The 14,634-nt window shown below is 28.8% G+C and carries 12 protein-coding genes; 11 read left to right on the top strand and 1 reads right to left on the bottom strand.

From position 1 onward, the window contains the following. Positions 1–243: 243 nt before the first annotated feature. Positions 244–1,797, bottom strand: a complete 1,554-nt coding sequence (locus ON24_RS05280; protein WP_040682175.1) for a DUF2142 domain-containing protein — start codon at positions 1,795–1,797, stop codon at positions 244–246. A gap of 308 nt (positions 1,798–2,105) precedes the next feature. Here ON24_RS05280 and ON24_RS05275 point away from each other — a divergent pair, with 308 nt between their 5' ends. The 11 genes from ON24_RS05275 (at position 2,106) to ON24_RS05225 (ending at position 14,241) form a co-directional block, all read left to right on the top strand. Next, entirely contained in the window at positions 2,106–3,095 is a 990-nt protein-coding gene (locus ON24_RS05275) for an isocitrate/isopropylmalate family dehydrogenase (RefSeq protein WP_040682174.1), read from the top strand. Between the two features lie 454 nt (positions 3,096–3,549). Then, complete coding sequence (gene rfbA, locus ON24_RS05270) at positions 3,550–4,416, top strand: glucose-1-phosphate thymidylyltransferase RfbA (RefSeq protein WP_040682173.1); 867 nt, start codon at positions 3,550–3,552, stop codon at positions 4,414–4,416. Between the two features lie 39 nt (positions 4,417–4,455). Further along, the gene (gene rfbC / locus ON24_RS05265) at positions 4,456–5,031 is read left to right on the top strand and encodes a dTDP-4-dehydrorhamnose 3,5-epimerase (RefSeq protein WP_040682172.1); all 576 of its coding nucleotides are present in this window, start codon (positions 4,456–4,458) and stop codon (positions 5,029–5,031) included. Between the two features lie 36 nt (positions 5,032–5,067). Beyond that, positions 5,068–6,075, top strand: a complete 1,008-nt coding sequence (gene rfbB, locus ON24_RS05260; protein ID WP_040682171.1) for a dTDP-glucose 4,6-dehydratase — start codon at positions 5,068–5,070, stop codon at positions 6,073–6,075. Positions 6,076–6,214: 139 nt separating this feature from the next. Then, positions 6,215–7,003 carry an ABC transporter permease gene (locus ON24_RS05255; RefSeq protein WP_016359254.1) on the top strand — a complete coding sequence of 263 codons (789 nt, stop codon included), beginning with the start codon at positions 6,215–6,217 and terminating at the stop codon, positions 7,001–7,003. 13 nt (positions 7,004–7,016) lie between these two features. Then, positions 7,017–8,198 carry an ABC transporter ATP-binding protein gene (locus ON24_RS05250; protein WP_236254925.1) on the top strand — a complete coding sequence of 394 codons (1,182 nt, stop codon included), beginning with the start codon at positions 7,017–7,019 and terminating at the stop codon, positions 8,196–8,198. Between the two features lie 85 nt (positions 8,199–8,283). After that, positions 8,284–9,405: a CDP-glycerol--glycerophosphate glycerophosphotransferase gene (locus ON24_RS05245; RefSeq protein ID WP_040682170.1), complete on the top strand. Its 1,122-nt coding sequence runs from the start codon at positions 8,284–8,286 to the stop codon at positions 9,403–9,405. Positions 9,406–9,498: 93 nt separating this feature from the next. Further along, positions 9,499–10,506, top strand: coding sequence for a glycosyltransferase family 2 protein (locus tag ON24_RS05240; protein WP_050553562.1), 1,008 nt, complete (start codon positions 9,499–9,501; stop codon positions 10,504–10,506). 332 nt (positions 10,507–10,838) lie between these two features. Then, positions 10,839–11,807, top strand: a complete 969-nt coding sequence (locus ON24_RS05235; RefSeq protein ID WP_040682168.1) for a glycosyltransferase family 2 protein — start codon at positions 10,839–10,841, stop codon at positions 11,805–11,807. A 15-nt stretch (positions 11,808–11,822) separates the two neighbouring features. Then, a complete protein-coding gene (locus tag ON24_RS05230; protein WP_040682167.1) occupies positions 11,823–12,689 on the top strand; it encodes a glycosyltransferase family 2 protein in 867 nt (288 codons plus the stop codon). Between the two features lie 148 nt (positions 12,690–12,837). Continuing rightward, positions 12,838–14,241 carry an undecaprenyl-phosphate glucose phosphotransferase gene (locus ON24_RS05225; RefSeq protein ID WP_016359248.1) on the top strand — a complete coding sequence of 468 codons (1,404 nt, stop codon included), beginning with the start codon at positions 12,838–12,840 and terminating at the stop codon, positions 14,239–14,241. The last annotated feature ends 393 nt before the right edge of the window (positions 14,242–14,634 follow it).

Below are 14,634 nucleotides of genomic sequence, written 5' to 3'. Positions count from 1 at the left end.
ATTCCATTAAAAAATCTAATTATTTTTATCTGATTAAATATTTATTTATAAATTATTTAAATTAAATTATCTGTTATCCATTATTTTATAATTCTTTAGTTAAATTTATAAAGATATTAAAATAATTGGATATTAAATTCTTATCTTAAACTATCTATCTATAAACATCGAATTTTAGTAAATTTAATTCAGTAGTTAATAATGCTATTAAAACAATAATCGGATTAAAAATTCATAAAAAAATTAGAAATAATATCTTAAAAATATTGCAAAGACTGTTAAGGCAATAAATCCTATTGTTATGGTGTATAATAACAGTTTTATATTGTTCTTAGGACTTTCATTATTTCTATTAATGTTTAAAACCATCGGTGCAAATGCAATTAGTGGTATAAGATATCTTGCTTGCATACCTACTACTTTATGGCTTCCAACAGGAGACCAGGTTATGTATTCGATGGTAATTGTACCAAACAATATTATTGCTCCAATAATACATAATCCCACTTTGCTTCTATTCTTGATCTTTTCTTTTTGGGGATATTCTATACAGAATACAATAAATAGAACCAAGTATAATAGTATAAATGTTTTTGCAAAGTATTTATATCCTCCTGAGTAGAATAGAGTCCACACTATATATTTATACATCTTAATGCTGGTTATTGCAGATAGATATGTGCTAAAATTATGTATTATGAAGCTTATCTGACTTTGGGCATTAATATTGTGGGTTAGTCCATATTTGAATCTCCAAGACTGAAGATTAGCAATACTTGCATAGAACTTTGTCCATATTAGAATAATGGCCGTTGTTATAATGAATCCTATTGAACCTTCTAATTGTGTTTTTTTATCTTTAAACTTGGATTTTGGAACTAAGAATATTAATAGAGCTAAAGCTAAAAATGTGATTTTTACAAGACCAGTTAACACTGACAATACAGTAAAGATTCCAACATGCTTTAAGGTTAGGGTGTTGTCTTCCTGTTTATACATATATAAGAAATAGGCTATTGTTAAAAGACTTAAGCCATTTACCATTGCATCGATACTCATTGAGGATGCCTGGAAGATGGATAAAGGCAGTGTTGATGTTACAAAAAGTGCAGATTTGTATATGGGAGCTTTTTTAATGGCATATGAAGCAAGCATTCCATAGACTAATAGATTGCAAAGCCTTCCTAACCATATCATCCATATATTATTTAGATTTAATCCTTTTGCAATGTCTATTCCAATTGCCTGTGGTATATATCCATAGAAGGGGTTCTGAGCAAACACTGAATTAACATAGCTTGGAGTATAATCTATTTTTTGATCGTCCCAATTTGTTTGAAAAACTGTTTTTCTTGATAAGATACTTGTATAATTCATCTGTACTTTAGGCCCGATCTGAGAAATTGATCTAATTGATTTATAGTCCTTATGGGTATAGTTATTACCTGGACTATAAACATACTGAGGTATAAATTCTCCTCTGGATGTTAATTCTCCTCTGCAGATGTGTTCGTTTTCATCTGGAGCTCCGATTATCGGTGATAGAAATAGACAGGATATACCTAAAACGATTATTATAAGAAGGGCAACCTTATGTATAGGTAGGTTTCTCTGACTTATAATTAAAAGTAGAATACATCCAAGTATTAAAAAGAATATTAATTCGGCTACTACGGTTTCAAATCCTAAATTATTAACATATACAAATGTGACTAAAAATAGAAAATATATAAAAAAGAACCATTTCAAATCTATGATGTCCTTTTTTAAACCATCAAAAGTAAATTCATTACTCATACATATTAACCCAGTTTTTATTATTACTTTCTTTAATCTAGTATATATAATATATATCAAAAAATCTTTTATATTTATAAAATAAAACTAATATTGTAATTTTATAAAAATCAATTTTTGAGACCTCGGCAAAATTCGATTTTTTTTACATTTGGAAAATACTTGAAATATAAAGCCAAGCATTATGTTTTTTTAATAAAAAAACTTTTATAATTTTGTCCAAATCTCATTTATAAAAAACTTAATTTGGTTTAAAAATCATTAATTTATTGATTGAATGATTTAACAATAATTTAAAGAGTGATTAAATGTATAAAATAGCTGTAGTTCCTGGAGATGGAATTGGTAAAGAAGTAATGGAAGCTACTATTAATGTTCTTGATGGTTTAGATATTGACTTTGAATATGAATATGGTCTTGCAGGTGATGAATGTTTAGAGAAAACCGGTAAGGCATTACCTGATGAAACCTTAGATTTAGTTCGTAAATCAGATGCATGTTTATTTGGTGCTGCAGGAGAATCTGCTGCAGATGTTATTGTAAAACTTAGACAATCATTAAAATTATTCGCTAATTTAAGACCTGTAAAATCTTATCCAGGTACTAATGCATTATTTGATGATTTAGATATTATGATTGTACGTGAAAACACTGAGGATTTATATAAAGCAGGTGAGGAAGAATATACCGAAGATGGTGCAATCGCAAGAAAAGTTATTACAAGAGAAGCTGAAGAGAGAATCATTAGATACGCTTTTGAATATGCTAAAAACAATAATAAAACCAAAGTCACTGGTGTTCATAAAGCAAATGTATTAAAGAAATCTGACGGTTTATTTAAGAAAATACTATATGAAGTAGCGGAAGAATATAAGGATCAAGGAATTGAAACAAATGATTTCTATGTAGATGCAACTAGTATGTATCTTATTACTCAAGGAAATCAATTCCAAGTTATTGTAACAACTAATCTTTATGGTGATATCTTATCTGATGAAGGAGCTGGATTAGTTGGAGGTTTAGGTTTAATACCTTCCGCAAATATTGGTGAAGATAATGCATTGTTCGAACCTGTACACGGTTCTGCACCGGATATTGCAGGTCAGGGAATTGCAAACCCTATTGCAATGATGTTATCTGCAAAGATGATGCTTGACTATCTTGGTGAACAGGAATCAGCTTCAAGACTTGAAAATGCAATTTTAAAAGTCCTAAAAGAAGGTAAAAATGTTACTGGAGATTTAGGTGGAAATGCTTCCACTATGGAAATGAGTGAAGCTATTAAAAATGCATTATAATAGTTATTAATGGTATATCTATTAATCCTATTTTATTTCTTTTTTTTTAAATCTCTTAATTTCTTATTTTGGATTTTAAAGTCTTAATAAATTTATTAATTTTTTCTATTTTTCTTTTATTTGGGGTTTTTATTTGTTTTAATTTTGTTTTTTGTATTTTTATCATGTTTTTTCTATTTTTCTTTTATTTGGGGTTTTTATTTGTTTTAATTGATTTTTTTGTATTTTTTCACTATTTTTTATATTTGGGATTGTAAATTCATCTTCACATGTTAAATAAGCTTAAAAATACACTTGAAATTATACCTTAAATATTAATTGTATTAATGTTTTTATGGAAATCTCATAAATTCTAAAAATCCCTTTAATTTTAAAAAATTTTATTTATTAATCTATAAAATATATAATATTGTTTTTCAATAATATTTCTAAAAAAAACTATTATGGTGTATTTATGAAAGGAATTGTACTTGCTGGAGGTTCAGGAACACGTTTATATCCTATTACAAAAGCAATATCTAAACAACTATTGCCATTATATGATAAGCCAATGATTTATTATCCTATTTCTGTTTTAATGCTAGCGGGAATTAAAGATATTCTAATTATATCTACTCCAAGGGACCTGCCTTTATTTAAAGAACTTTTAGGCGACGGCTCAAATCTTGGAATAAATTTCCAGTATGAGGTTCAACATGAGCCAAATGGTTTGGCCGAGGCATTTATCATTGGTGAGGACTTTATTGGAGAGGATAATGTTGCACTTATTTTAGGAGATAATATCTTCTATGGTCATAGATTTACAGAAATATTAGAGCGTTCCGCTTCTCTTGAAGATGGCGCAATTGTATTTGGTTATTATACTAAAAACCCTGAGGCTTTCGGTGTTGTGGAATTTGATGATGAAGGTAATGTTTTATCTATTGAAGAAAAACCCGAGCATCCAAAGTCTAATTATGTTGTTCCAGGTCTTTATTTCTATGATAATGAGGTTGTCGATATAGCTAAAAATGTGGAACCTTCCAAAAGAGGTGAACTTGAGATAACCTCCATTAACGAGGAGTATTTAAAGAGAGGAAAACTCAAGGTAGAATTACTTGGAAGAGGGATGGCCTGGCTAGATACCGGAACTCATGACAGTCTTCTTGAAGCATCAAATTATATTGAAACAATTCAAAAAAGGCAAGGGTTATATATAGCTTGTCTTGAAGAAATTGCCTATTTGAAAGGTTATATAGGACGGGAAGATCTATTAAAACAAGCTGAATCTCTTAAAAAAACGGAATATGGTCAATATTTAATAAGTCTGGCCAATGACTAGGAATGTTATAAATTTATTTTTTTTAAAAACTGTGATAATATGGGAAAGTTTAAGATAGAAAATCTAGAAATTGAAGGTGTGTTTACTGTAGAACCTACAGTATTTGGAGATGAACGTGGATATTTTATGGAAACATATAATGAGAATGACTTTAAGGCCGAAGGTATTGATTTGAAATTCGTTCAAGATAACCAGTCAAGATCCCATAGGGGTGTTTTAAGAGGTCTCCATTTCCAATATACCCAGCCACAGGGAAAACTAGTCAGAGTTATAAAAGGTGAGGTGTATGATGTTGCAGTGGATTTAAGGGGTGATTCACCTACTTATGGAAAATGGCTTGGAGTCACTTTATCCGAGGAGAACAAAAAACAGCTATTTATTCCAAAAGGATTTGCACATGGATTTCTAGTTTTATCTGATATTGCAGAATTTGTATATAAATGTACAGACTTCTATAATCCAGATGATGAGGGAGGAATCCAATGGAATGATCCGGATATAGCTATTGACTGGCCGATTGAGGATATCGGTTTGGATAATCTAGTATTCTCTGAAAAGGACCAAGGCTGGAAAAGACTTAAGGATACGCCTGTTGATTTTAAAATGGATTTATAGACATCTTTATTTAAATAATATTTATAGGGTGATTTTATGACAACTGTTTTAGTTACTGGTGGAGCAGGATTTATAGGAAGTAACTTTTTAAGATATATGGTTAATAAATATCCAAATTATGATTTTATTAATCTTGATGCTTTAACCTACTGTGGAAATCTTGAAAACTTAAAAGACATTGAGGATAAAGACAATTATTCCTTTGTTAAAGGGAATGTCTGCGATAGGGAATTAGTCAACGGTATTGTGGAAAATGTGGATTATATTGTACATTTTGCAGCGGAAAGCCATGTGGATAGAAGTATTGAAGATCCAGGAATCTTTATTAAGTCAAATATCCTAGGTACTCAAACACTTTTAGATGCCTCAAAGAAGAATGATATTAGGAAGTTTTTACAGGTTTCAACTGATGAGGTTTATGGTAGCTTAGGTCCTGAAGGCTATTTTACAGAACAAACCCCACTTCAAGCAAACAGCCCATATTCTGCATCTAAAGCAGGAGCAGATTTAATGGTTAGGGCATATCATAATACATTTGATTTGCCGGTAAATATAACTCGTTGCTCAAACAACTATGGCCCTTATCAATTTCCAGAGAAACTAATTCCATTAATGATTAGTAATGCCATTGAAAATAAGGAGCTTCCAGTGTATGGTGATGGTAAAAACATTAGGGATTGGCTACATGTGTATGATCATTGTACTGGAATAGATTTGGTTTTACATAAAGGTAAAGCCGGTGAGGTTTATAATATCGGGGGTCATAATGAAAGGGCAAACATTGATATTGTAAAGCTTATTTTAAATGAATTAGATAAACCTGAATCATTAATCAAATTCGTATCTGATAGGTTAGGTCATGATAGAAGATATGCTATTGACTCTTCAAAAATTAGAAGGGACTTAGGCTGGAGGCCTAAATATACCTTTGAAGATGGGATAATCGAAACGATCCATTGGTACTTGGATAATCAGGATTGGATAAGTAAGGTTAAATCTGGTCAATATCAGGAGTACTATAATAAAATATATAAAGATAGATGATTCTATTTTTATTAATATGGCCCTTAAAGGGTATTTATAAATAAATTTAAATATTTTAAAAATTATAAACTTTAATGATTTGTTATTTTATTTTGGATTATCTATTTCTTAATTTTTAGATAGTAATTAATGTGGTAATATGTTTGGGCAAATACATGGTTTTTTAAATAACTTCTATAAATATCGTTTTTTATTGTTGGAGTTAATTAAAAAAGATATTAAAGCAAAGTATAAAGATTCTGTTTTAGGGTTGCTTTGGAGTTTTTTTAATCCATTGTTACAAATGATTGTTTTAACTATTGTATTCTCCACATTCTTCGGACATAGAATTCCAAATTATCCGGTATATTTACTTACCGGTCGTTTAGTATTTGATTTCTTTGCAAATGGAACAAGAGGGTCCATGTCATCTATACGTTCAAATGCAAGTATCATTAAGAAGATCTATGTTCCAAAATACATGTTTTCTTTAGGGGTTGTTGCATCTGAATTTGTTAATTTTTTAATATCTTTAGTTGTATTGGTAATGGTTATGATTGCTACTAGGGCTCCTTTCTATATAAGCTTAGTATATACAATTATTCCAATATTCTTATTGATTATATTGATTATTGGCGTTGGTTTGATTTTAACGACTTTAACAACGTTTTTCACTGATATCTTATATCTTTGGGGTGTTATGATTACGATGTTAACCTATCTGACTCCAATATTTTACCCGATAAGTATTATACCAGATAAGTATATATTTTTCTTTAAGCTAAACCCTATATTTGCTGTTGTATATACTTGCCGTCAGTGTATTATGTATAACTCTTTCCCAAATATACATTATATCCTTTATTTGGCAGCATGGGCATTTGCCTCATTGATTATAGGAGTTTACATATTCTATAAATATCAAGATCAATTTATTTTAAATGTATAATGGGAGGATTTGTATGGCTGATAATAATAAATTAAAAACTTATCTATTTGGACATGACGTTAGAAAGTTAAAGAATGAGAAAGCTATCTATAATGTTATTCTTGTTGATGAAAATGGAAATCCTCTTAAAGATGAAGACATAGTTTTAAATGTATTTGATGTAGATTATAAAAGAAAAACTAAAGCCGACGGTTTTTCTACTTTGAATATAAATCTTTCATTTCCTGCAGATATTGTTGTAAACTATGAAGGTAATGATAAGTATCTACCTTCAAGTACTGAAAATACAATCAGTATTGATGAACCTGATGTTAAGGAAATAGAACGTAAGAAAAGAATAAAAGCCGAGCAGGAAGCTAAAATTGAAGCGGATAAAAGGAAAAAACGTGAGGAACACAGAAAAAAATTTCCAGTATCTGATGAAGTAGCTATTAATGTTGATCATGTAAGTATGGAATTTGATTTGGCTAAAGAAAAAGTAGATAATATCAAGGAATATGTTATTAAAAAGATTAAAAGGGAAATTAAACCTAAGACAAAGTTTCGGGCATTGGACGATGTTACATTTAAAATCAATAAAGGTGAACGTTTAGGTGTTGTAGGCTTTAATGGTGCTGGAAAAAGTACATTACTTAAAATTTTATCTGGGGTTATGAAACCTACTAAGGGAACTGTCTCAGTTGACGGTAAGGTAGCTCCCCTTCTTGAGTTAGGTGCAGGTTTTGATTATAACTTTACAGGTCAGGAAAATATATTCTTAAATGGAGCTATTTTAGGTTATCGTAAGGAATTTCTAGAAGAGAAATACGATGAGATAGTGGAGTTCTCAGAGCTTGGTGAATTTATTGAAATTCCTGTTAAAAATTATTCCTCTGGTATGAAAGCTAAACTGGGATTTTCGGTAGCAACTATCGTTCAGCCTGAAATCCTGATTTTAGATGAGGTTCTATCTGTTGGGGATATTAAATTCCAGGAAAAAAGTAGAAAGAAAATTGAATCCCTAATGAGTGAGGGTGTAACGGTAATATTGGTGTCACATAATACCAACACTATACGAAGCATCTGTAATAAGGCTGTTTGGCTTGATCATGGTAAATTAGTGGAATTTGGTGACGTTGAGGATGTATGCGATCATTATGTGGCATCTGCTAAGAATGCATCTAAGGCACAGTTAAAGAATCTCAAATTAAATTAAAATAAAATAAGTATTATTTTTTAATTTCATTCATTTTTTAAGTTACTTCTATTAATAAAATATAATTGTTTTAAGTTGTGTAATTATGAGTTTAAAACATAGGATATATGGTTTTATTTTTAATGTCTATAATAGATTTCTTAAAAACAAAAATAAAATCTCATTTATCCTAGATGATAGGGAATCATTTAAGGATAATTTTACATATATTGAGGAAGAATTTAAGAGACGCTCCCCTAATTTTGAATTTAACTATGTAGTTAAAAATGATGTTTCCCTATCAAATATATCTACATTAGCTAGTTCCCGATTTATATTTCTAAATGATAATTTTTTCCCATTGGCATATATGAATATATCCAATAAGACCAAAGTCATACAGTTATGGCATGGTTCAGGTGCATTTAAAAGATTCGGATATTCTTCAATAGATTCTTCTAACAGGGATTTGATTAATCTTATAAGGAAGTCATCAGAGAAAATTGACATCCTTTCCATATCATCAAAAAATGTTCTACCCTATTATAGGGAGGCCTTTCAGATAGATGAAGATAAGATTTTTAATTTCGGCATTCCACGTAACGATTTCTATTTTAATCCCGATTTAGATAATATAAGAAATGAAATTCTATTAAAATTTCAAGAGAAATATCCTGAAATTAAAGATAAAAAGATTATATTATACGCACCTACATTTAGAGAGGATGTAAGATATAATAATATATTTGATTATTTTGATGTAGACAAATTCCAAAAGGAACTAGGTGACGAATATTCCTTAATAATTCGTCTACATCCAAGGGTCTTCGATTATGATAAAGATAACAGTATATCAAATAAATTAAGTAAACTAGATAATACTATTATAAACTGCACTGACTATGAGAATGAACAGGATCTACTTTTAATTTCCGACATGCTTATTACAGACTACTCCTCTATCATGATAGATTTCGGGCTCTTAAGAAAACCTATCATCTTTTATGCCTATGACCTAGAAAATTATTTAAATAATGAGAGAGGTTTCTATCTTGATTATAATAATGATCTTCCAGGACCTATTGTAGAAAGTATGGATGATTTAATCAGTATTATAAAAGATAATAATTATGATTATGACAGATTAGATAAATTTCTTAAATATGAATTTGATTATCTAGATTCTAACTCATCTAAAAGGATTGTTGATTATCTGTTGAAACAGTAATTATGTCTATTGGACTTTAGATGTTGATTGTATACTATTTATAATATTGGTTAAATATTTATGGATATTAAATGATTAATAAAGGGTGTTTTGATGTCTTTTAAGGTAAGTGTGATTATTCCAACGTATAATGCAGGTTTAATCATAGGAAAAACCATTAAATCATTAGTAAATCAGAGTTTTAAAGATTTTGAGATTATATTTGTAGATGACAATTCCAGTGATAATACAGTAAACATTATAAGAAATACTTTATCTGATACAGATGTCTCATATACAATAATAGAAAATGAAAAATCCCTAGGTGCAAGCGGATCTAGAAATATTGGTTTGAGAAATGTATCTGGAAAATATATCATATTTGTAGATGATGATGACTATCTTGATAAAGACCATATTCAAAACCTCTATAATGGAATCTATCAAAACAATGCCGATTTTGGATTTACAAAACTTATGAAGGTAGATACTGATAATAACTATCTAAGTTCAAATCAATTATATGAGGAAATAGAAGATTTGGATCTAATCTCTGTTCATGATTTTCTGAAACTTGAATTTCTCATGAGAATATCCTTTAACTTCGTACAGTTGATTTATCCAACCTGGATTATAAGAGATTATAATATATTATTTGATGAGGATTCAGTTTATGGGGAGGATACGGAATTTGCAATCAAAGCTTTAATTCATGGAAAATCTATTGGAATATCTAAGGACTTCACATATTTTTACCTGCAACATTCCAAATCAGTAAGTCACTCTATTTCCCTTGAGAGATTCCAATTTATAAACACATTAGAAAATCTTAAAGGCTATTTTAAAGATTATGATAATAACAGTGGGGATCTTGTAGATTTGATTACCACTAATAGAATTCCGAAAGCTATCTTTGGGAATTTAATGTATCTGTTCTATGAAGGTAACTGTTCTTTTGATGAGATAAATAATAAAATGAAAGAATTAGGCCTGTTTAATAAACTTAAAAAGTTTAAACCATATGATAGTCAGGATAATAATTTCAATCGTAAAATCAAGCTATTTCTAATCTATCCTAAATTATATTATAAATTATGGAAGAGATTTAAAAACAGCATATAAACTGTATACAATATATTGTATAATAATTTTTTTTACAATAGATAATTTATCCTAAATAATTTTAAATAAATTCGATATTATATAATCTAATTAATAAGTAGTAATTTAACTTGGGATAATTTTTAAATAAATTGATATTATATAACTTAATTAATTAAGTAGGTTATTAACTCAAATTTAATAAACATGATTATATTTATTAATTAAATTAGGTAATTTAACTTAAAAATAGAGTATTATGTAATTATTGTTTTATTGTAATCTTAAAGACATTTGGATTTCTGGTTCATTATTTTAAAGCGTAAATTAATTTAAATAAATTCTGTGATATGATGAAAGTTTCAATAGTAACACCGAATTATAATGGTTTGAAATTCTTGCCATTATACTTTAGTTCTCTTTTAACTAATTATGACAATATTGAAGAGATTATTGTTGTTGATAATAATTCCTCTGATGATAGTTTGGATTATATTCATAATCTGATTGATGAGGGTTATAAGATTCCTATAAAAATTATAGAAAATATGGAAAATTTTGGCTTTGCAAAGGCGGTAAACCAGGGAATTAAAGCTTCAAAATCAGAATATGTATTTTTACTTAATAATGATATAGAAATGGAAAACAACACTATTTCAAATTTGATTGGCTGCATCGAGTCTAGGGAGGATATTTTCTCAGTTTCATCAAAAATGATTCAATTTGATAATAGGGACTTGATAGATGATGCCGGTGACGAGTATACAATATTGGCTAATACTAAGAAAACAGGTTTTAACCAACCTATAAATAGGTATACTAGTTCCAGGGATATATTTTCCTCATGTGCCGGTGCGGCATTATATAGAAAATCTATTTTTCAGGAGATTGGATATTTTGAGGAGGAATTCTTTGCATATATGGAGGATGTGGAACTTGCATACAGATCAAGAATATATGGATATAAGAATTACTTCTGTCCCGATGCAATTGTATATCACATAGGTAGCGGTACTACAGGTAGTCAATATAATGAGTTTAAGGTTAAGATATCTGCAAGAAACAATATATGGTTAATATATAAAGACTTTCCAATGCCGCAGAAAATCGTTAATTTTATATTTTATTTCATCGGATTTCTAATAAAATATCTGTTCTTTAGAAGGAAAGGTTTTGGTCAATTCTATTTAGACGGGATTAAAGAAGGGTTAAACAATAGAAAAAAGATTAAAAAAACGGATTTTAAAAAGTCTAATACATTAAACTACTTTAAGATTGAGCTAAGACTATTTAAAAATCTCTTTATATTATTTAAAAAATAATCATTAGGTGTAAGTATGGATTTATCAATCATCATTGTAAATTATAGAACATTTGAACTTACAAGAAATACAATAGAATCAGTATTGAACTCATCCTTATCCTGTGATTATGAAATTATTATAGTGGATAATGCATCAGGTGATGGAAGCTTAGAGAATCTAAAGGATTTTTTCGCAGATGAGTCCAGAGTTAGATTTATCCCATCTAGTGTAAATGGGGGATTTGCATATGCTAATAATCTGGCTATTAGGGATTCAAATCCAGAATATTATCTGTTATTGAATTCAGATACTATTGTAGAGGATAATACACTTACCGAGGCTTTAAACTATATCCAATCCCATGAGGATGTAGGGGCACTTGGTGTAAGGGTATGTCTTGAGGATGGTCAGTTAGATAAAGCATGTAGACGTAGTTTTCCAAATCCAACTAATTCATTTTATAGATTGTTTCATATTCCCAGCCATAACGATTCAAGCGACAATTATAATTTAGATGATCTGGATGATTCAGGAATATATGAGATTGACTGCCTAACAGGTGCCTTTATTTTAATGAGGTCTAAGGTCATGGATGAAATTGGTCCTTTGGATGAGACATTCTTCATGTATGGTGAGGATATTGACCTATGTTATAGGATTAAAAAAGCAGGATATAAGATTGTCTATTATGGAAAGGTAAAAATCACTCACCTTAAAGGTGCAAGTAGTAAAAAACAGAAAAATAAATTGATCTATGAATTTTATAGGGCAATGTATATCTTCTATCATAAACATTATAAGGATACTTATTCACCTTTTTTAAATGGATTAGTTTATATTGGTATTTTTTTACTATTGATTGTACATCTAATATTAAATCTATTTAAAAAGTCAAATTGATTTTTAATTATATTTTTATAATATTAGTTTATATATTATTATTTGTTTAAAAATTTTAATTAATAATAAATAAATACTAATATTAGTTTTAATAAATAGTATCTAAAATATTATAAAATTTAAATTTTATAAATATATAAGGGATATAATGATTAGACAGAACCAAAGATTGTTAAATGCTATTTTAGTTTTATCAGATGTTTTAGTCATTGTTTTCTCATTATTATGTGCAGCTTATGTTAGATTTTACACAACTATTTTTGGACCTATTGGTGGTCATTTAGGTTATGAGGAATATGCACTATTTCTATTATTAGCTATTTTGCCTGTATATCTGATTTTATATTTTAGCTTTGGTTTATACAAGCCATTTAGAACTCATAGAAGTATTTTCTCAGAGGCTAGTCAAATAATAAAAGTTAATATCACTGCATTCTTTGTACTTGAGACAATCCTATTTATTATTGACCAGCCTGACTTTTCAAGAATATTGATGTTTTTACTTCCTATATTTGCCTCTATATTCGGTATATTTGAAAGATCTGTTGTCCGTGGATTTTTAATGGAATTAAGGGAAAACGATAAAAACCTTAAACATATTCTTATTGTTGGTGATAATGAACTGGCTTTTAACTTTGAAAGGAAGATTACCCAGAATAAATATTTGGGTTATAAAATCTATGGATTCTTAGGTAGGCCTGAAAGGGTAGGTAAACTGGTGGACGGCGTTCCTATTGTTGGTTCATTTGGGGACTTAGATAAAATCTTGCATGACCACTCTTTTGATAGGGTTATACTTGCTATTCCTTTGAAATATTATAAACATATTAATAAACTAGTGGATAGCTGTGAAAACGCAGGTATTAAAGCAGAGATTATTCCTGCATATACCCAATATTTCCCAGCAAGGCCGTCTGTAGACATGATTGAGGATATTCCTATAATTAATATAAGATATGTCCCATTGGATGATGCATTTAATAAGACGGTTAAGAAGATATCTGATCTTGTTGTTGCTACAATTGCAATTATTATTACCTCACCTATAATGATAGTTGTGGCTATTCTGATTAAGTTAACCTCTCCAGGTCCTATTATATTTAAACAGGAAAGGGTAGGTTATCAACAAAAACACTTCATGATGTATAAATTCAGAAGTATGAAGGTTCAAAATCCTAGTGAAGAAAAGTCAGAGTGGACCACACCAGATGATCCTCGTAAAACGAAGATTGGGGAATTCATTAGAAAAACTAGTATTGATGAGCTTCCTCAATTCTTCAATGTTTTAAAAGGTGATATGAGTGTTGTAGGTCCTAGACCAGAAAGACCGTTCTTTGTGGAACAGTTTAGAAAGGATATTCCAAAATATATGGTTAAGCATCAGGTACGTCCAGGTCTTACAGGCTGGGCTCAGATTCATGGATGTAGAGGTAACACATCTATTAAAAAGCGTATTGAATATGATATTGAATATGTAGAAAACTGGCATTTTGGTTTAGATGTGGCTATTATGATTAAAACTATTTTAAAAAGCAATACAAATGCTTATTAAAACATCTTTTTCTTTTTTTATAATTTAAATTGATTAAACTATAATATCTTTATAAAAAAGTTTTATAATATTATGTTCTAATTTAAGAAGTTTTATGATATCGTGTTCTAATTTAATTTTCAGAATCTAAAATTGAATTTTACCTATTAATCGGATTCAATTTTCTTTAACTTTCCAGGTTTATACATAATATTATAAGTCCTTCTTTACAATAGAATTTTTATATATATGTGATAATATTCTATTGAATATTTTTTTTATTCAATTTAAATTAGTTTAATATTTTAATCTCTTAGATTGTTTCTATTTTCATTTTATTTTTAAAATCAAAATAATAAAATTATATACATATTGTTTTATTAGTTTTTATTTAAAAAATAGAGATATAATCTA

This window comes from Methanobrevibacter boviskoreani JH1 (assembly GCF_000320505.1).
Classification (GTDB): domain Archaea; phylum Methanobacteriota; class Methanobacteria; order Methanobacteriales; family Methanobacteriaceae; genus Methanarmilla; species Methanarmilla boviskoreani.
This window is presented reverse-complemented; position numbering and strand designations above follow the sequence as displayed.

What these genes read in the sequence shown, in the direction of transcription:
- ON24_RS05280 (WP_040682175.1), bottom strand. Translation starts at nt 1,797, where the DNA reads ATGAGTAATGAATTTACTTTTGATGGTTTAAAAAAGGACATCATAGAT.
- ON24_RS05275 (WP_040682174.1), top strand. Translation starts at nt 2,106, where the DNA reads ATGTATAAAATAGCTGTAGTTCCTGGAGATGGAATTGGTAAAGAAGTA.
- rfbA (WP_040682173.1), top strand. Translation starts at nt 3,550, where the DNA reads ATGAAAGGAATTGTACTTGCTGGAGGTTCAGGAACACGTTTATATCCT.
- rfbC (WP_040682172.1), top strand. Translation starts at nt 4,456, where the DNA reads ATGGGAAAGTTTAAGATAGAAAATCTAGAAATTGAAGGTGTGTTTACT.
- rfbB (WP_040682171.1), top strand. Translation starts at nt 5,068, where the DNA reads ATGACAACTGTTTTAGTTACTGGTGGAGCAGGATTTATAGGAAGTAAC.
- ON24_RS05255 (WP_016359254.1), top strand. Translation starts at nt 6,215, where the DNA reads ATGTTTGGGCAAATACATGGTTTTTTAAATAACTTCTATAAATATCGT.
- ON24_RS05250 (WP_236254925.1), top strand. Translation starts at nt 7,017, where the DNA reads ATGGCTGATAATAATAAATTAAAAACTTATCTATTTGGACATGACGTT.
- ON24_RS05245 (WP_040682170.1), top strand. Translation starts at nt 8,284, where the DNA reads ATGAGTTTAAAACATAGGATATATGGTTTTATTTTTAATGTCTATAAT.
- ON24_RS05240 (WP_050553562.1), top strand. Translation starts at nt 9,499, where the DNA reads ATGTCTTTTAAGGTAAGTGTGATTATTCCAACGTATAATGCAGGTTTA.
- ON24_RS05235 (WP_040682168.1), top strand. Translation starts at nt 10,839, where the DNA reads ATGAAAGTTTCAATAGTAACACCGAATTATAATGGTTTGAAATTCTTG.
- ON24_RS05230 (WP_040682167.1), top strand. Translation starts at nt 11,823, where the DNA reads ATGGATTTATCAATCATCATTGTAAATTATAGAACATTTGAACTTACA.
- ON24_RS05225 (WP_016359248.1), top strand. Translation starts at nt 12,838, where the DNA reads ATGATTAGACAGAACCAAAGATTGTTAAATGCTATTTTAGTTTTATCA.